Genomic DNA, 18,589 nt, shown 5'->3' on the forward strand with positions numbered 1-18,589 from the left:
GGGAGGAAGCGTCTCGTGAGCAGCAGGCCATCCCGAGGCGCTGCTCGCCTCGCAGCCATACTGGACGCGCTTCCCGACGCGTTGGTGCTGGTCAACGCCAATGGGACCGTCGTGAATGCCAACACCATCGCGCTCGAGGCGTTTGAAACGCCGGGGACCGCGCTCGTCGGGCGAGGGCTGCTCGACCTGCTGCCGGAGTTCGACTCCAAGCTCATTCCGGGGTCCATGCGGCGCCCCGATCACATGGATCCGCGCGGGCGGACCAAGCCGACGCGGATGATCGCCCGCCGGACGGACGGCACCGAGTTCCCCGTCGAGGTCACCAGCGCGAACCTGGAGAACGGGCAGCAGGCCTACGACGGCTACGGCTACACCTCCGACGAGCTGTTGATGCTCGTCGTACGGGACCTGTCGGGCACGGTCGACACCGAGGCCGAGCTGGCACGTTCCCAGCGGCAGACCGAGATGATTCTGCGGGCCGCGTCCGAGGGTGTGGTGGGGACGGACACCGATGGGCGGATCGTGCTCGTCAATCCGGCTGCCGCTCAGATACTGGGTTATCGGGCCAGTGATCTCGGCGGACGCGAGCTGCACGACCTCATGCTGCACTCGCGCGCCGACGGCACGCCGTTCCCGTACGCGGAGTCCCCGCTCGCCGACACCCTGCGCTCCGGGCGCAAGCATCGGGTGCGCGGGCAGGTGTTGTGGTCGAAGAAGGGCGAGAAGGTCCCGGTCGACCTGACGACCGCGCCGGTGCGCGACGGTGATCAGCTCGTCGGTGCCGTGCTGACCTTCGCCGACCGGCGGCCGTACGACAGCCTCGCCGAGGAGAAGGCCGCCGCCGACAGGAGCCACTCTCAGGAACTGGAGCGGCTCGGCGAAGAGCACGCCTCCGATCTCACCGCGCTGCGCCAGCAGCACGTCACCGAGCTCGAGGAGCTGCGCGAGCAGCACGAGGAGGAGCTCGCCGCCGGCGAGGACCGGTACGCCGCGCTCGCCGAGCGCGAGAAGGACCGGTTCGAGGCGCTCGCCGGGCGGCATGAGCAGCTGCTGACGCTGCTCGGGCGGTCCCTGCGCGGGCCGCTCGACGAGTTGCGGCGGGAGCTGTCGGCTCTTGCCGCCGATGACGCCGGGCAGCTTTGGCCCGAGGCCAACCAAGTGCTCCATCATCTGTCCGCCGGGTACTCGCGGATCACCCAGCTCATCGACAACGTCCTCGCGTATCAGCTGATCGACGCGGGCAGCGAGCAGATCGTCCGTACGAAGGTGATGCTCGACGCCGTCGTCGCCGCGGGTGTCGACGGGGCCGTCGAGCTGATCGGGCCGGGGCGCGTGCAGTTCGCCGTCCACGCGCCGCCCATCGAGGCCGAGGTCGATCCGGCCCGCCTGGCCACCGCGCTCGCGCATCTCGTCGCGGATGTCGCCGGGGTCGACGCGACCGGCAACTCGCCCGTGTCCGCGGGCGGTTATATGGACAACACCGTTGTGGTGGCGGCGGCTCAGCGCGGTGAGGTCGTACGGATCGAGGTGCGGGGGCCGTACGCCGGGGGAGACCCGGTGCACGAGCCGATCGTCCGCGGGATCGTGCGGGCGCACGGCGGTGTGCTGCAGACGCATGAGGTGCCGGGGATGAGCGGGAGCGCGTTCGTCCTCGAGGTGCCGATCGGCGGCGGGGCGGGGGCTGTGTCGGCCCCGGCCGCCGGGTCCGCCGAGGTTCAGGAGGCTGAGCAGACCTCCGTCGGTGGGCGGCGGCGGGCGCGGCGGTCCTCCGTGGACGCCTTCCTGGAGAGCGAGGCGCCGGGCGCCGGTGAGTCCGGTGGCTCCGAGGGTTCGGCGCCCACCGGGCGGCGCCGGAGGCGTGCGGCCGAGGCCGAGGGGGCGGGTACGGCTGCGGGCACGGCCGTTGTTCCGGCTCAGGCTTCGGGCGACGGGTCCGGCGGTACCGGGCGGCGTCGGGGGCGGCCTGCCGAGGGTGCGAATGCGGGTACGGCGCCCGGTGCGGGACTTGAGCTCACTGCCGGGGTGTCCGAGGGTGCCGTCGTCACGGCCGCCGAGCATGCCGCCGGGGCCGCGGCCTCCGGGTCCGGCCTGGGCGGTACGGTTCCGCCGCAGGGCGTGCCCACGTCCGACGGTGGTGCCGTGCCCGCGGGGCACCGGGCCCAGCAGGCGTTGCCGGCCGCGCTGCCCGCCGTTCCCAACGGGACCGCCGCGGAGAACGCGCAGCCGACCGGGCGGCGCCGGCGTGCCCTGGCCGCCGCCAACGAACGTGCCGCCGCTCAGGAAGCGGCCCCGCGCGCGGTGTTCGCCCTGCCGCCCGCCGACGCCGACCGGGCGCCCGTGAGCGCCGAGGGGCAGACGCCCGTACAGATTCCCGCTCCCGGTGCGTCCGGGGACGCCCTGGTCGACGACGGCCGGCACGACGCCGTACCGCACGACCAGTCCGACGACCACACCCCGCCACAGCCGCACCCCGCGAACGCGCCGACGGGGCGTCGGCGGAGGGCGGTCGCCCAGCCGGCGGCTGCAGCGGATGCAGCGGCGGCGGAGCCGACGGGGGCTCCGGTGCAGCAGGGTGCCGGGCAGGGTGTGCCCGGGCAGGCGGGGCAGGCCGGTGCGAGCATGCCGCCCCAGGGCGCCGGGGTTCCGGCCCTTGGGCAGGGGCTTCACGGACAGGGGCCGGGGCAGGCCGTGCAGGTGCCACCCGGGCAGCCGGTCCCGGCGACGCAGGCGGCACCGGGACAACCGGTTCCGCCACACGCGCCCCAAGGGCAACCGGTTTCCGGGCATGTGCCCCAAGGGCAACCGGTTCCGGCACAACAGGCGATCAAAGGCGCAGCCTCCGCAGGGCAGCCAGTCCCCGGTCAGCCCGACGTGACTCCGTTGCCCCCGTCGACGCAAGCCGGCGTTCCCGGCGCACCCCAGCCAGGACAGGCAGCCGTCCCCGGTCAGCCCGCCGTGACCGTGGCTCCGCAGGGTGCCGCGGCTCAGCCTCAGGCCGTACCGACGCTCCCCGGTCAGCCGGTGCAGACGGGCCCGGCGACGCAGCAGCCGGTCCCCGCGCAGGCAGGTCCCGCGCCCGCGGCCCAGGCTGCTGCCTCGGCGGCCCAAGTCGCCCCAGGCACCCCCGCGCAGAACTCCCCCGCACAGCAGCCCGGCCTCCCCGCTCCGCAGGCCGCCGGCGTCCAGGCGGCAGGTCCTGGCCCGCACACCGCCCCCGGTCAGCCGCTTCCCGCGGAAGCCGCGCCCGGTGTGCAGGCCGGTGGGGCTCAGGGCACGCCCGCCCAGCCGTGGCCCACGGCCGACAGCAACTCCGGCGCGGGCGTCCCCGTACCGGCGAACGCGGCCACCCCCGCGCCGATGCCGCCGAACCCGACCGGCGCCGCCGCGCCTGCCAACGGCGCCGCCACCCCCGTACCGCCGAACGCGCCCCTGCCGCCCGAGAACGCCGCCGCGCCGCAGCGGGCCGCTCAGCCGCTGCCCGCCGAGGCGACCGCCGCCGCCCCCGTGGACCCCAACTCCACGCAGGGTCGGGCGATCAGTGTGCGGACGTTGGGGCAGGGGGTGCCGTTCAGCAGGCAGGCGGCGCAGGTGCAGCAGGCGGCGGCCGCGCCGGCGGCCCCACCGGCCTCGCCGCAGACGAGCGGCGGCCGGCGACGGAAGCTGGGAACACCGCCCGACCGGCCCGACCAGGCGGCCCGGCCGCATCCCTCGGGCGAGCAGACGTCGGCCCGCGGTTCCCGGCTGGCGCAGTCCACCGAGGCCGCCGGACGGTCTTACGCCATAGGCGCACCGGACGAGAACGCCGCCGAGGGGCCCGAGCCGCTGGACGGTCCCGGTGGGGCCGTCGAGGTGAAGGAACCGCCGCGTCCGCAGCCGATGGACGACGAGTTGCCGCCGGAGCCGCTGGACAATCCGCGCCGGCTGCTGGTGTGGCCCGCGCCGGACGTGACCACGCAGCAGGCGCTGAGCGATCGCGGGTACCGGCCGGTCACCGTGAACTCGCGCGAAGAGGTCGACGCGCAGATCGCGGCCTTCCCCGCCGCGCTGTTCGTCGATCCGCTGACCGGGCCGATCACACGGACGGCACTGCAGTCGTTGCGGCAGGCGGCCGTGGCCGCGCAGGTGCCGGTCATGGTCACGGCCGGGCTCGGACAGGCGACGCGGGAGGCGGCATACGGCGCCGATCCCGCCGTACTCCTGAAGGCGCTCGCGCCCCGCGACAGTGAGCAGCATCCGCCGCGTGTGCTGCTGATCGAGGAGCATGCGGAGATCGCGCTGGCGCTGACCGCGACGCTGGAGCGGCGCGGGATGCAGGTGGCGCGGGCGGCGAGCGATGCCGACGCGGTGACGCTGGCGGGGCAGTTCCGGCCGAACCTCGTCGTGATGGATCTGATGCAGGTGCATCGCCGGCAGGCCGGGATCGTCGACTGGCTGCGCGCGAACGGGCAGCTCAACCGCACCCCGCTCGTCGTCTACACCGCCGCCGTGGACCAGGCGGATCTGCCGCGGCTGGCGTCGGGCGAGACCGTGTTGTTCCTCGCCGAGCGGTCCACGAGTACGGAGGTGCAGAGCCGGATCGTGGACCTGCTCGCGCGGATCGGGACGAACTAGGGGCGTGCGGCAGGGGCGGGGCTGCTGATTCGCCGGACAGGTCCTAGCGGGCCGTCAGTCTCCGCGCCGCCTCCTTGATCGACGTCCGCAAGCGGTCGCGGTCGTTGTCCTCGCCGCCGACCAGGATGCGGCTCATCTGGGGGACGACCATGGTCCAGTTGGCCAGCGCGATCAGGAGGAACAGCAGGTCGCGGGCCGGGATGGCGTCGGTGACGACGCCCCGGTCCTGGCCGTCCTGGAGGGCGGCGACCTTGCGGGCGTAGTGGTCCTGGCGTTCGGACTCGTCGGGCAGTTCAGCGGTGCCGTACTCCAGGCCCTCCCAGAAGAGCAGGCGCAGCAGCTCGGGGTGGGCGGCGTGGTAGTCCATCAGGCGGTCGATCCAGCCCTCGATGTCGTCCGGGTCGACCGGGACGGAGACGGCGAGGTCCAGCATCTTCTTCTCGAGGACGCGCGCGAACAGCTCGGCCTTGTTGCCGAAGTAGGCGTAGATCAGCTGCTTGTTGGCCCTGGCCGCGGTGGCGATGCGGTCCATGCGGGCGCCCGCGATGCCGTACCGGGCGAACTCGGCGACCGCCGCGTCGAAGATCCGGGCCCTGGTGGCTTCGGGGTCTCTTGCTGCCATGGGGACATGGTAGCGGGGGAGTAACCAACTGTTTGGTTGACGGGAATTCGGGAGTGGAGCATGCTGTTGGGCCTGCCATCAACCAACTAGTTGGTTGCTAGTCCATTCGAAGGAGTCCCTCCGCTCATGTCGTCAGCCGTCCCCAGCCGGAACACGGCCGTCGCCTCGCCGGGCCACCGGACAGACGGGAGCCAGCAGGCCCAGCAGGCCCAGCAGGCCCAGCAAGGCCGGCAAGGCCGGGAATCCAAGGCCCCCACCCTCTTCCTGGTCCTCCTCGCCGTCTGCACCGCCGTCACGGCCGCCAACATCTACATCGCCGCCCCACTGCTCCCCCTCATCGCACGCGACTTCGGCACGACGCCCTCGGGCGTGGCCTGGATCGCCTCGGTCGCGCAGTTCGGCTACGCCGCCGGCCTGCTCTTCTTCGCCCCACTCGGCGACAGCGTGAACCGGCGCCGTCTGGTCACCGTGCTCTCTCTGGCCACCACGCTGGCGCTGCTCGCGGGTGCCGCGGCCCCCGGAACGGACGCCCTCGCAGCCGCGGTGTTCATCGCCTCCGCCGCGACCGTCGTACCGCAGCTGCTCGTCCCGCTGGTCGCGGCCCGCGCCCCTGCCGCACGTCGCGCCCGGCATGTCGCCGCCGTCATCGCGGGGCTGTTCACCGGGATCGTCGCCGCGCGGGTTCTCGGCGGGCTGGTCGGACAGGCCTTCGGCTGGCGGGTGGTGTTCATCGGGGCCGCGGTACTGACCGCCGTACTCGGTCTGGCCACCGCGCTCGTCCTGCCGGACGAGGGGCGTCGGCGTACGGGACCGCTGTTCGCCGGGCTCGTCTCGTTGCCGGGAGTCGTGCGCCGCTCGCCCGACCTGTGGCGCGCATGCCTGCGGCAGGCCGGGATGTACGGCGCCTGGAGCGCCCTGTGGACCTCGCTCGCCCTGCTGCTGACCGGGGAGTCGTACGACCTGACCACTGCCACCGCCGGGCTCTTCGGCCTCTTCGGTCTCGCGGCCAGCGCGGTCGCGCCGCTGGCGGGCGGCCTCGTGGACCGCTACGGCGCCGCCAAGGTCGTACGGTCCGCGTTTCTCCTCGCCGCCGTGTCCGTGCCGCTCTTCTGGCTCGGCGGGCAGGTGATGTGGGCCCTGTTCGTCGCCGCCATCGTGATCCACGCGGCCCTGGTCGCCTCCCACATCGCCAACCAGACGCTCGCCCTGACCACCACCTCCACCCCGGCCACTGCCAACACCGCCTATGTGGTGGCCGGTTTCGCGGGCGGCGCGATCGCTTCCGCGCTCGCCGGGAGCGCCTTCAGCCACTGGGGCTGGGGCGGCGTGTGCGCGGTGGCGGGGGTGTGGCTGGTGTTGGGGTGGGTGACTACTTCGGTACGGCGGTGAGGTCGGCGTCCGCCGGGCAGGGAAGGCGGGTGCCTGCCCGGCGAACGCCCCTGGCCGTCAGAGCTTGGTGACGTCCAGCTTGCCGTCGGCGTACTGCCTGCGCAGGACCTTCTTGTCGAACTTGCCGACGCTCGTCTTGGGGACGGCCTCGATGATGGTCCAGCGCTCCGGGAGCTGCCACTTGGCGATCTTGCCCTCGCCGGCGAGGAATGCGCGCAGGGTCTCGAAGTCGGCGGTGGCGCCCTCCTTCAGTACGACCGTGGCGAGGGGGCGTTCGCCCCACTGGTCGTCGGGGACGGCGACGACGGCGGCCTCGGCGACGTCCGGGTGGGACATCAGCGCGTTCTCCAGCTCGACCGAGGAGATCCACTCGCCGCCGGACTTGATGACGTCCTTGGCGCGGTCGGTGAGGGTGAGGAAGCCATCGGCGGAGATCGTGCCGACGTCGCCGGTCTTCAGCCAGCCGTCCTCACTGAACTTGTCGGCGGGGCGCAGGGGTTCGGCCCCCGGGCCGTTGTAGTAGGCGCCCGCGATCCACGGGCCGCGGACCTCCAGCTCGCCCGCGGACTCGCCGTCCCAGGGGAGACGCTCGCCGCCGGGGCCGGTGAGGCGGGCCTCGACGCTCGCGGGGAAGCGGCCCTGGGTGAGGCGGTAGGCGAACTCCTCCTCGGTGCCGACCACGTGGGCCGGCGGGCGGGCGATGGTGCCGAGCGGGGAGGTCTCCGTCATGCCCCAGGCGTGGCAGACCCGCATGCCGAGCTTGTCGAACGCCTCCATGAGCGAGGGCGGACAGGCCGAGCCGCCGATGGTGACCTGGGTGAGGGAGGAGACATCCCGTGGGTGGGCGGTCAGCTCGGCGAGCAGGCCCTGCCAGATGGTGGGGACGGCGGCCGCGTGCGTGGGCTTCTCGCGCTCGATCATCTCGGCGAGCGGCGCGGGCTGCAGGAAGCGGTCCGGCATCAGCACGTTCACGCCGGTCATGAAGGTCGCGTGCGGCAGGCCCCAGGCGTTGACGTGGAACTGGGGAACCACGACCAGCGAGATGTCCTGGTCGGTCAGGCCCATCGACTGGGCCATGTTGACCTGCAGGGAGTGCAGATAGATCGAACGGTGGCTGTACACCACGCCCTTCGGGTCGCCCGTCGTCCCGGACGTGTAGCACATGGCCGCGGCCTGGCGCTCGTCCAGCTCCGGCCACGCGTACGTCGTCGGCTTCCCGGCGATCAGCTCCTCGTACGCGTGCACCCGCGGGGCGACGTCCGCGAGCAGCGACAGGTCGCCGGGGCCGGACACCACCACGTGCTCGATCGTCTTGAGGTGAGGCAGCAGCGGGGCGAGCAGCGGCAGCAGCGATCCGTTGACGATCACCACCCGGTCGGCGGCGTGGTGCACGATCCAGGCGAGTTGCTCGGCCGGGAGGCGCAGGTTCAGCGTGTGCAGGACCGCGCCCATGGAGGGGATCGCGAAGTACGCCTCGACGTGCTCGGCGTTGTTCCACATCAGCGTCGCCACGCGCTCGTCGTCCGCGACCCCGAGGTCGTCGCGCAGGGCGTGCGCCAGCTGGGCCGCGCGGGCTCCGACCTCGGCGAAGGAACGCCGCTGGGGCTCCTCGCCGGTCCAGGTGATCACCTGTGATGTGCCGTGGATCGTCGACCCGTGGGTCAGGATCCTCGAGATCAGCAGCGGTACGTCCTGCATGGTGCTCAGCACGGCGTCCTCCCGGGGGCGACATTGCCTACGCGGTAGTAAGGGTTGGGCTGATTCTGCTCACATACCGCGCGGTATGTCACTAGGCGCGGGCGATCGATCACGTCGATCCCGTCGATCCCGTCACGTTGCGTCCACCGTGAGGGGACGGTATGGCCCACCAGGTGACCTTGGTGCCGGACCGTCGGCACCCGACCACCCGACCACCGGACCGCCGGAGCGCCCGACCACCGGAGCGCCGGACCGCGCAACCGCCCGACCACCGGACAGCCGGACCACCGGACCGCCCGACACCCGACACCCGACCACCCGACCACCCGACCACCCGACCACCCGACCACCGGAGCGCCTGGGCGGCCCTAGCGGACCAGCAACAGTTCCGGGTCCTCGCGCAGCTTGCCGAGGGCGCGGGACACCGCCGACTTCACCGTGCCCACCGAGACGCCGAGCACCTCGGCAGTCTGGGCTTCGCTGAGGTCCTCGTAGTACCGCAGGACGACCATCGCGCGCTGCCGTGCGGGCAATTTGGAGATCGCCCGCCACATCGCGTCGTGCAGCGCCTGCTGCTCGGCTGGGTCGTCCCCGCCGGGGACCGGCTCGGGCTCCGGCAGCTCATCGCAGGCGAACTCGTCGACCTTGCGCTTGCGCCACTGCGACGTCCGGGTGTTCAGCAGCGCCCGGCGCACATAGCCGTCGAGCGCGCGGTGGTCCTCGATCCGCTCCCAGGCGACGTAGGTCTTGGTGAGCGCCGTCTGCAGCAGATCCTCCGCGTCGCTCGGGTTCGCGGTGAGCGACCGGGCGGTACGCAGCAGCACCGGCTGGCGGGCCTTGACGTACGACGAGAACGACGGGTACGTCAGCGACCGCGTCGCGGCTTGGGAAGCGCTGGTGCAGACGGTTGTGGTCATGGCTCCACGCTATGAGCGCCCCCCTCTCCGGCGGATCGGCCGCAGGTCCCGAAGCGCACTCCCCCTCAGGTTGTAGGGGTGGTGCTGACTGCACCTCCTGAAGGTGGACCGGAGGAGGACACCTACTGCGGGTTTACCCCTGGGGGCTACGACCACGGTGCCGGGCCAAGCGCCTGTGCGGCCGGCACGGCGGCGGTCCCCGGCCGCGGTCCCCATGCGGCAGCCCCGACCCGGGTTCCCCACGGCGCCTGCCTGCCTCACGCTCCCTCCAGGACCAGCCCCGACGTCGGCACCCCTGTCCCCGCGGTCACCAGGACCCGCCCGGCCCCAGGTATCTGGTTGACGGATGTGCCCCGCAGCTGCCGTACCCCCTCCGCGATCCCGTTCATCCCATGCAGATACGCCTCCCCCAACTGTCCCCCGTGCGTATTGACCGGCAGCCGCTCCTCCGCCATGAACTCAGCAGCCTCACCCTTTCCGCAGAATCCGAACTCCTCCAGTTGCATCAGCACGAACGGTGTGAAGTGGTCGTACAGGATCCCCACGTCGATGTCGGCCGGGGTGAGCCCGGAGGTGCGCCACAGCCGGCGGGCCACCACGCCCATCTCCGGCAGGCCGGTCAGGTCGTCGCGGTAGAAGCTGGTCATCTGCTCCTGGGCGCGCCCCGCCCCCTGGGCGGCGGCTGCGACTACCGCCGGGGGGTTCGGCAGATCGCGGGCCCGCTCCACGGACGTGACGACGATGGCCTGGCCGCCGTCCGTCTCCTGGCAGCAGTCCAGCAGCCTGAGCGGTTCGGCGATCCAGCGCGAGGCCGCGTGGTCGGCGAGGGTGATCGGTCTGCCGTGGAAGTACGCCGCCGGGTTGGTGGCCGCATACTTGCGGTCCACGACGGCCACATGCCCGAACGCCTCCGAGGTCAGCCCATAGGTGTGCAGATACCGCTGAGCCACCATCGCCACCCAGGAGGCCGGGGTGAGCAGCCCGAACGGCAGGGACCAGCCCAGCGCCGCGCCCTCCGCCGACGGCTCCCGGTGCTGCACTCCGGAGCCGAATCTCCGGCCCGACCGCTCATTGAACGCGCGGTAGCAGACCACCACCTCGGCCGCGCCCGCGGCGATGGCGAGCGCCGCCTGCTGGACGGTCGCGCAGGCCGCCCCGCCGCCGTAGTGCACCCGGGAGAAGAAGGACAGCTCGCCCATCCCGCAGGCCTGGGCCACCGTGATCTCCGGGCTGGTGTCCATCGTGAACGTGACCATCCCGTCCACGTCCCCCGGTGTCAGCCCCGCGTCGTCCAGCGCCGCCCGCACCGCCTCCACGGCCAGCCGGAGCTCACTGCGGCCCGAGTCCTTGGAGAACTCGGTGGCGCCGATCCCGACGATCGCGGCGCGTCCGCCGAGGGTGTCCGGGGTTCGGGTGCTCATCGCGCACCCCCCGTCGGTACGGTGACCGTCACCGTGCCGGTCACATGTCGGCCGATGCCGTTGTCCCCCACGACCCGAACCGTCGCGGTGTCGCCGTCGAGCTCGTCCACCGTCCCCGTCAACACCATCGTGTCCCCCGGGTAGTTGGGTGCGCCCAGCCTGATGTCCACTTTGCGCAGGACGGCCGTCGGGCCGAAGTGGTCCGTGATGTAGCGGCCCACCAGGCCGTTGGTGGTCAGGATGTTCATGAAGATGTCGGGGGAGCCCTTCTGGCGGGCCAGTTCCGCGTCGTGGTGCACGTCCTGGTAGTCCCGGGAGGCGATCGCTCCGGCCACGATGAGCGTGCGGGTGATCTCGATCTCCAGCGGCGGCAGTCGGTCGCCGGTCCTCATCGATCCCATGCCTCGGCCTCCTCCCCTTCCTTGATCAACTCGCCCAGTTCCTGGAGCAGTTCGTCGCCGCATCCCAGATATGCGTCCAGCTGTCGGCCCCACAGGAAGTGCCGGTGCACCGGATGGTCCAGGTCGGCTCCCGCGCCGCCGTGCAGATGCTGGCCCGCGTGCACGACCCGGCTGCCCGCCTCGGACGCCCACCAGGCGGCGGCCAGCGCGTGTGAGGCGTAGGGGAGCCCGGTGTCCCGCCGCCAGGCCGCCTCGTACGCCGTCACCCTTATCGCCTCTGTGTCCATATACGCGTCCGCTGCCCGGAGTTGGACCGCCTGCTTGGCGGCGAGTGGTCGCCCGAACTGCTCCCGGGTGTTCGTGTGTGCCACGGCCCGCGCGAGGGAACCGGCGCAGACACCGGCCTGGAGACCGGCGAAGGCGGTGCGGGCGGTGGCGAGGACGTCGGCGTAGGCGTCGGGGCCGGCGGGGTGTTCGGAGCCAACGCCGCTGAGCCGTTCGGCACCGGACCCGCCGAGCCGTTCGGCACCGGACCCGCCGAGCTGTTCGGCTTCGGTGCCCTCCAGCACGAGACGCCCCGCCGCCCAGGGCGCCGTGAGTTCGACCGGCTGCCACTCCGCGCGGCCGGTCGTCGGCACCAGCCACAGCTTCCGGTCCGCGTCGGCCACCAGGACATGCGTGGCGTCCCGCAACCAGGGCACGACAGGGACCGTGCCGGTCAACTCGCCGCCCGCAGACGCCCGTACCCCTCCCTGCGCCGGGAATGCCCCGCTGACCACCACCGAGCCGTCGATGATCCCCGGCAGCAACCGCTCGCGTTGCTCCGCCGAGCCGTGGGCCGACACCGCCAGCAGTCCGTACACACATGTGACCGCGAAGGGCACCTGGGCCGTGGTGCGGCCCTGTTCCTCCAGGAGGAGGACGAGGCCCAGCAGGCCCACCTCCTGGACGGCGCCGATGAGTCCGGCGGCGCACAGGGCCTTCCACAGCTCCGGGTCGCTGCCTGTGCCGGCGGCCGTCAGCCGTTCGTGCGTGGCGAGGTCGCCGAAGATCCGCGCGGCCAGTTCCTGGGCGGCGGCCTGCTCCTGCGTGGGCGTGAAGTCCATGTCAGACCTCGCCCTCGTGGACCCGGAAGACCGGCAGCACCAACGCGCCGCCCGGGTCCTCGTGCCGCTGGAATTCGAGCCGTACCGGCAGTCCGATGCGGACCTTGTCGTAGGGCACCCCCACCACGTTGCTGATCATCCGCACGCCTTCCGCCAGCTCGATCAGGCCGACGGCATACGGAGGATCGAGGGCCGGGAACGGCGGGTGGTGCATCACGACGTAGGAATAGACCGTGCCCTCGCCGCTCGCCTCCACCGTGTCCCAGTCCAGGCCACCGCATGCGTTGCACCCCGGCAGCCAGGGGAAACGCAGGGTCGTGCAGTCGGTGCAGCGCTGGATGAGGAGCTGATGCCGGTCCACTCCCTCCCAGAAGCCGGCGTTGTCGCGGTTGATCACCGGCCGGGGGCGGGGGGCCTTGGGCGTCTTCCACGCGGGGGCGTACTTGAGGATGCGGAAGCGATGGGTGCCGACCAGCTCCGGTCCCACCCGGACGTCCATGCGGGTCGTGACGAAATACCCTGTGCCCAGCTTGGTCGTCTTGCGGTCCGACACCGACTCGATCACCGCGTCGAAGGTGATCTCGTCGCCGGGCCGCAGGGGGCGCAGATACTCCTGCTCGCAGTCGGTGGCGACGACCGAGGTGCACCCCGCCTCGTCGAGGAGGGTGAGCAGATCGTCGTACGCCTGGGAGCGTCCCGTATGCCCGGAGAGGCCGCCCATGGTCCATGCCTGGAGCATGGTGGGCGGGGCGATGGCGTCCGGCCCCGAATACGCCGGGTTGGTGTCACCCAGCGCCTCACACCAGTGCCGGATCATCGGTTCATTGACGGGGTCCTTGCCCGCGCGCGCGACGGCGGTCGCCCGCCCCTCGAACGCCTTCAGCCGCACCCTCAGCTCGTCCTGCACCTCGCTCACCCCCGTCCCCTGCCCGCTCACCGCCGCCCCCTCGTCATCCCGAGCCGCATCGTCGCGACGATCTCCCGCTGCACCTCGCTCACCCCGCCCCCGAACGTGTTGATCTGCGCCGCCCTGTTCAGCCGCTCCAGCTCGCCGTCCCCGAACACCCCCGGCGACCCCGAACGAACCAGCCCCGCCAGCCCGTCCGTCCCGATCGCGTGCTGACATATTCGGTACACCGCCACCGCCGATTCGGTTCCCGCGACTTTCACCCCGCTCGCGTCGCCGGGCGCGAGGCGGCCCGCCCCCACCTCCCCCACCAGACGCCAGCTGAGCAGGCGCGATGCCGCCAGCCGCGCATGTGCCTCGGCCAGCTGCGACCGCACCCACGGCTCGTCAACGCGGCGCCTTCCGGTCACCGGATCGGGGATGCGTACGGCGTTCAGCGCGGCCGTGTAGAAGTCCTCGGCCTGCATGCCGAGCGCGGCGAGGGCGACCCGCTCGTGGTTGAGCTGGTTGGTGATGAGCGTCCAGCCCTCGTTCTCCGCGCCGACGAGGTTGCCTGCCGGGACGCGGACGGCGTCGTAGTACGTGGCCGTCGTGGTCTGCCCGCCGACCGTCTCGATCGGCGTCCACGAGAAGCCGGGGGCGCCTGTGGGGACGAGGAGGATCGAGATGCCACGGTGTTTGGGGGCGTCGGGGTCGGTGCGGCAGGCCAGCCAGATCCAGTCGGCGTGCGGGGCGCCGGAGGTGAAGATCTTCTGCCCGTCGACGAGCCAGTCGCCCGCGCCGTCCCGTACCGCCCGGGTCCGCAGCGACGCCAGGTCGGTCCCGGCCGACGGTTCGCTGTAGCCGATCGCGAAGACGAGTTCCCCGCGCAGGATGCCCGGCAGGAAGGCGGCCTTCTGCTCCTCGCTGCCGTACTTCATCAGGGTCGGCCCGACCGTGTTCAGGGTGACCATCGAGACGGGTGCGCCCGCCCGGTACGCCTCGTCGAAGAAGACGAACTGCTCGTCCGCACCCCGGCCCTGGCCGCCGTACTCGACGGGCCACCCGAGCCCCAGCCAGCCGTCCGCGCCGATACGACGTCGCAGTGCACGCACGCGCGCGTGCTCCTCAGCCGGGGGCGGCCCGTCCGGCATGAGGGCCCGGAAGTACGTACGCAGCTCGGCGCGCAGCCGCTGCTGGCGCTCGGTGGGGGCGAGGTGCACGATGACGGCCCTCCGGGACGTCGTACGGGCTGAGGGTTTCTGACTGTCCGTCAGATACCGTGCTCTGTCAAGGTCGTCGCCCGCACACGGAAAAGCGCCTGTCTCATGCGGAAAACGCCTGCGCGGCGGTGCCGAAGCACCGCCGCGCGGACGTGTTACCACCCCACAGAGCACACCCCACAAGGGAGTTCAGGACCGGCGCCCGAGGGCCGGCCCTCCCGGTCTCACCAGAGGGGCGCGAAGCCGACGGCGACGTTCTCGTTGCCCTGGTTGATGGCCGTGAAGGCGGAGCCGTCGACCTGGGCGGTGTTGCTCTGGTTCGAGGCGCCGTCGCCCACCGCCTGCTGCTGCGTGGTGGACGAGTTGCCGTTGTTGTCGTCGCCGACGCCGCTGCCGATGATGCCGGCGGAGGCCTTGGTGGCGGTCGCGTTCGATCCGTCGTCCGCGAGGGCGCCGGTGTCCGCCGTCGCGACGCCGGCGAAGAGGGCCGCGGCGAGCGGAAGGGCGGAAACGGCGGCGATGACGCGGGCGGTACGGATGCTTGCCATGTTGTTCCTCCAGAACAAGGTACGCACCGGCTGTCGGGCCGAAAGTGCGCGTGGTACGTGAAGTACGGCTTGTACCAAGGCAGTTGGCCATCCGCCTCGGTGCTGTGCACGACGTCGCGAGATCAGAGTTGCCCACCGAATCCCCGGCGAACCACCCCGGAAGCCCCTATTCGCCCTCAAGCGTGATGACAAGTCGATAAACCCCTTTGGTTGCCTTCAGCCCCAGGCCAGGGCAGGCCGGACACCCCCGCCCCAAGTGCCACAAGGGATGAAGCGTTCCGGCGCGTTTCCGGCCAACCTGCCGACTCCGGCGAGTCGCGCTCGACCTCTCTTCCTTTTTTCGAACACCTGTACGAGCATGGAGGTATGGCCACCACCGACCGGCAGGCCACGACGCTGGCCCTCGCACACGCCCTGTCAGCCGCGGAGCGCGGCCTGGCCGTCATCCCCCTGTCCCGGACGAAACTCCCGGCCCTGCGCTCCCCCCACCGCGACGACCTCACCGCACCCCCCTGCCACGGCGAATGCGGCCGCCTAGGGCACGGGGTGTACGACGCCTCGACCGACCCGGCGCGCATTCGCGAACTGTTCGCCGCCGCACCCTGGGCCACCGGCTACGGCATCGCCTGCGGCCTCCCCCCGCACCACCTGATCGGCATCGACCTGGACACCAAGTCGGGCACCGACTCCTCGGCGGCCCTGCGCGAACTGGCCCTACGGCACCTCTTCACCATCCCCGACACCGTCGTCGTCCTGACCCCCAGCGGCGGCCGCCACCTCTGGCTCAGCGGCCCGCCGGACGTCGTCATCCCCAACTCCGCGGGCCGCCTGGCGCCGGGCATCGACATCCGGGGCGCCGGCGGCTACCTCGTCGGCCCCGGCTCCCGCACCGAGTACGGCGTCTACAGCACCGCCCCCGGCACCGCCCACCTCGCCCCCGCGGCCTGCCCGCCCGCCCTCCTGCGCCTGCTGCTTCCGCCGCCCCGCACCCACCACCCCACACCCCCGTCGACCGGCGGACACGGCCAGGGCCTCGTCCAGTTCGTCCTCGCGGCCCATGAGGGACAGCGCAACACCCGTCTGTTCTGGGCAGCTTGCCGCGCCTACGAGGACGGCATCGGACCCGACCTCGTCGAACCCTTTGTCGAGGCAGCCCTCAACACCGGCCTCAGCGAACGCGAGGCCCGCGCCACGATCGCGTCGGCGGCGCGCATGACGGGGCATCAGCCGTGACGAGCGCCGACGCAGAAAGGACGAAACCGCCTGCTCACGGTGCGCCTAGCGGCTGGCGTCCGGTCCACGCCTGGTCCGCACTGATCCACAACGTGACAGAGCCAGATCAAGGTGAGCCAGCCCCGACGCGGAAGGGGCGCCCCTCAGCGAGAGGCACCCCTTCTGACCAGCACGTCTATAACCTGCGGAGGTGGTGGGATTTGAACCCACGGTCACATCGCTGCGACGACGGTTTTCAAGACCGTTCCCGTAGGCCGCTCGGGCAACCCACCTACGCCCCGGCCCACCAGGGACGGAGCGGGTACAGCGTACCGGGCGCGAGGGCTGCTCGGGGGGCGTGGTCCACACGGGGTCCAATGGCCTGCTTCCACTCACCAGTGCCATCGCCCCGGCGCAGCACCCGATCCCCCAGTTCCACGCCGACCTGCGGAAGCTGGTGCTGTGCCCGCATCCGCCAGGTAGGGCCTCGGGTCGCGGCTGAACCCCGCTTGCAGCCTTCTGACTCGAACGGTCGGGCACCGCCTTGCAGCCGCCCGTGCTGTTCGCCCGGCATCAGTGCCGCCGCCAGCGGCAGGCCGCCGTTGTCTGCCCCCGTTGCCGTCATTCCGACTTCCCGGACAACAGCACTGGCCTGGCTCTATGGTGAGGTCGATCGCAACAGCCTCATCAGGGGGAGCTATGGCAGACCCGCGCGCTTTCGTCAGCTTCGATTTCGACAACAACGAGACGCAGAAGATCTTGTTCGCCGGTCAAGCGAAGACCGACTCGCCCACGCCCTTCACCGTCCATGACTGGTCAAGCAAGACCGCGCTTCCGCAGTCACAGTGGGAGGCACTCATCAAGCGGAAGATGGCCAGCACGAACATGTGCATCGTACTGGTCGGCAGGTCCATGGCCACCGCCACTGGCGTAGACAAGGAGATCGCCATGGCGAAGGAGCTCGATGTGCCAGTCTTCGGGGTCTATGTCGACGGTGCCGGCACCTCCAGCACCCTGCCAGCCGGTCTGCAGCGGAACCGTACTGTGGCCTGGAAGTGGGACACCATTGCGAATGCTGTCACACAGATGATGGGCGAGGGAAAGAACGCGTGAAGCGAGCCATCCTCGTCGGGATCGATGAATATCCCACGGTTGGGTCGCTGACAGGCTGTGTTGCGGATGCCACAGCCCTCGCAGAGCTGCTGTCCCGTCACGCCAACGGCGATCGCAACTGGGATACACAGCTGCTGACGAGCGAAGGTGGACCCTCGGCAGTAACGCGGGATGGCCTTCGGCGCGTACTTACTCGGCTTTTCGCGAACGCCCGCGACACCGACCTTCTATTCTTCTTCGCTGGTCACGGCGCGCAGACGCCTTGGGGAGCCGATTTGGTGACTCAGGATGCCACCGAAAATAGCCTCGGGGTATCCATGAACGATCTTATTACCCTGGCAAACGACTCGCCTGCACGTAGTGTCACCTTGATCCTCGACTGTTGCTTCAGCGGCGATCTTGGCAACACTCCCGGACAGCAATCCGCAGCCGTGGCCGAAAATTTCCGGCTGAACAAGAGCCTCCTGCGGGAGAACGTCACTGTCATGGCTGCCAGTCGGTCAACGGAATTCTCGCAAGAAGTTGCAGGGCACGGGGCGTTTACACGAATTCTGCTAGATGGTCTCACCGGTGGAGCTGGAGATCACCTCGGTAACGTAACTGCGCTGAGCTTGTACGGCCATGTCAGCGCAGCTTTTGATGCCTGGCAACAGCGCCCCGTCCTAAAGACCCACCTCACAGAGCCGGTAATTCTTCGATTCGGCCCACCATGGGTTGACAGAGATCTACTGCGGCGACTACCTGATCATTTTCCCGCAGTCGACAGCCGCCTGCAATTGAGCCCGGAGCACGAAGGCGAAGGAAGACCGCTCTCACCCGATAACCCAGGAACAGCCAAACAACAACAGTTCGATTACCTGGGGCGATTGCGTAACGCCAATCTTGTCACTACAGATAATCGGCGGGATCACTACTGGGTGGCCATGGAGAGTGGCGACGTATACCTGACTTCATTAGGCCGATACTTCTGGGGCCTAGCTAAGAGAGGAGTTCTGTGACGCGCATCGGATGCACCGGTCACCAAACGTTGACCGGTGCCACCCGCCGAAATGTTGTCCACGCTATTGCAGCGGAGATCGCCGCCCATAGAGGGCGAGACGAGCTGATCGGCCTGAGCTGTCTTGCAGAGGGTGCGGATCAACTCTTTGCCTTTACTATGTTGGCCTCCGGTGGCCGAATCCACGTAATCATTCCCAGCGACGATTACGAAAGCACCTTCCATACCGAGCAGTCGCGTGAGACTTACAGAGCCCTCCTCCAAATCGCTAGCAACGCATCCACCTTGTCGTTTTCGGCACCAAGCGAGGACGCCTTCATGGCCGCAGGACAAGAAGTTGTTGACCAATGCGATCTACTGCTTGCGGTGTGGGATGGGGAGCCGGCAGGCGGGAAGGGTGGCACAGCAGACGTCGTCGCGTACGCCCGCCAAAGAGGAGTAGAAG

General features: G+C 70.8%; 14 protein-coding genes and 1 tRNA gene. 5 read left to right on the top strand and 10 right to left on the bottom strand.

From position 1 onward, the window contains the following. Positions 1-15 precede the first annotated feature (15 nt). Positions 16-4,611: a PAS domain-containing protein gene (locus QQY66_RS23600; RefSeq protein ID WP_301982317.1), complete on the top strand. Its 4,596-nt coding sequence runs from the start codon at positions 16-18 to the stop codon at positions 4,609-4,611. A gap of 43 nt (positions 4,612-4,654) precedes the next feature. On the opposite strand, the gene QQY66_RS23605 is transcribed toward QQY66_RS23600, so the two are convergent. Next, the gene (locus tag QQY66_RS23605; RefSeq protein ID WP_301982318.1) at positions 4,655-5,233 is read right to left on the bottom strand and encodes a TetR family transcriptional regulator; all 579 of its coding nucleotides are present in this window, start codon (positions 5,231-5,233) and stop codon (positions 4,655-4,657) included. Between the two features lie 126 nt (positions 5,234-5,359). Here QQY66_RS23605 and QQY66_RS23610 point away from each other — a divergent pair, with 126 nt between their 5' ends. Further along, a complete protein-coding gene (locus QQY66_RS23610) occupies positions 5,360-6,622 on the top strand; it encodes an MFS transporter (protein ID WP_301982319.1) in 1,263 nt (420 codons plus the stop codon). 57 nt (positions 6,623-6,679) lie between these two features. Here the strand turns inward: QQY66_RS23610 and QQY66_RS23615 are convergent, their stop codons facing one another. From QQY66_RS23615 to QQY66_RS23650, 8 genes are all read right to left on the bottom strand, one after another. Next, a complete protein-coding gene (locus QQY66_RS23615; RefSeq protein ID WP_301987468.1) occupies positions 6,680-8,320 on the bottom strand; it encodes a long-chain fatty acid--CoA ligase in 1,641 nt (546 codons plus the stop codon). 368 nt (positions 8,321-8,688) lie between these two features. Then, positions 8,689-9,237 carry a SigE family RNA polymerase sigma factor gene (locus QQY66_RS23620; protein WP_301982320.1) on the bottom strand — a complete coding sequence of 183 codons (549 nt, stop codon included), beginning with the start codon at positions 9,235-9,237 and terminating at the stop codon, positions 8,689-8,691. 257 nt (positions 9,238-9,494) lie between these two features. Continuing rightward, a complete protein-coding gene (locus QQY66_RS23625) occupies positions 9,495-10,658 on the bottom strand; it encodes a lipid-transfer protein (RefSeq protein WP_301982321.1) in 1,164 nt (387 codons plus the stop codon). Next, a complete protein-coding gene (locus QQY66_RS23630) occupies positions 10,655-11,050 on the bottom strand; it encodes a MaoC/PaaZ C-terminal domain-containing protein (protein WP_301987469.1) in 396 nt (131 codons plus the stop codon). Before QQY66_RS23630 ends, QQY66_RS23625 begins: the two co-directional genes overlap by 4 nt. After that, positions 11,047-12,165 carry an acyl-CoA dehydrogenase family protein gene (locus QQY66_RS23635; RefSeq protein ID WP_301982322.1) on the bottom strand — a complete coding sequence of 373 codons (1,119 nt, stop codon included), beginning with the start codon at positions 12,163-12,165 and terminating at the stop codon, positions 11,047-11,049. The genes QQY66_RS23630 and QQY66_RS23635 overlap by 4 nt, the downstream gene beginning before the upstream one ends. Position 12,166: 1 nt before the next feature. After that, positions 12,167-13,081, bottom strand: coding sequence for a bifunctional MaoC family dehydratase N-terminal/OB-fold nucleic acid binding domain-containing protein (locus QQY66_RS23640; protein WP_301982323.1), 915 nt, complete (start codon positions 13,079-13,081; stop codon positions 12,167-12,169). Positions 13,082-13,098: 17 nt separating this feature from the next. Further along, positions 13,099-14,274, bottom strand: a complete 1,176-nt coding sequence (locus QQY66_RS23645) for an acyl-CoA dehydrogenase family protein (RefSeq protein ID WP_301982324.1) — start codon at positions 14,272-14,274, stop codon at positions 13,099-13,101. 224 nt (positions 14,275-14,498) lie between these two features. Further along, positions 14,499-14,822, bottom strand: a complete 324-nt coding sequence (locus tag QQY66_RS23650) for a hypothetical protein (protein WP_301982325.1) — start codon at positions 14,820-14,822, stop codon at positions 14,499-14,501. Positions 14,823-15,188: 366 nt separating this feature from the next. Between QQY66_RS23650 and QQY66_RS23655 the strand changes: the two genes are divergently transcribed. Continuing rightward, positions 15,189-16,055 (top strand): bifunctional DNA primase/polymerase, encoded by an 867-nt coding sequence (locus QQY66_RS23655; RefSeq protein WP_301982326.1) that lies wholly within the window; start codon positions 15,189-15,191, stop codon positions 16,053-16,055. 185 nt (positions 16,056-16,240) lie between these two features. On the opposite strand, the gene QQY66_RS23660 is transcribed toward QQY66_RS23655, so the two are convergent. Then, a tRNA-Ser gene (locus QQY66_RS23660) sits at positions 16,241-16,330 on the bottom strand. A gap of 403 nt (positions 16,331-16,733) precedes the next feature. Between QQY66_RS23660 and QQY66_RS23665 the strand changes: the two genes are divergently transcribed. Together QQY66_RS23665 and QQY66_RS23670 are read left to right on the top strand one after the other, a co-directional pair. Further along, positions 16,734-17,147, top strand: coding sequence for a TIR domain-containing protein (locus tag QQY66_RS23665; RefSeq protein ID WP_301982327.1), 414 nt, complete (start codon positions 16,734-16,736; stop codon positions 17,145-17,147). Further along, positions 17,144-18,145, top strand: coding sequence for a caspase family protein (locus tag QQY66_RS23670; RefSeq protein ID WP_301982328.1), 1,002 nt, complete (start codon positions 17,144-17,146; stop codon positions 18,143-18,145). The genes QQY66_RS23665 and QQY66_RS23670 overlap by 4 nt, the downstream gene beginning before the upstream one ends. The last annotated feature ends 444 nt before the right edge of the window (positions 18,146-18,589 follow it).

The organism is Streptomyces sp. DG2A-72 (assembly GCF_030499575.1).
Lineage (GTDB): Bacteria > Actinomycetota > Actinomycetes > Streptomycetales > Streptomycetaceae > Streptomyces.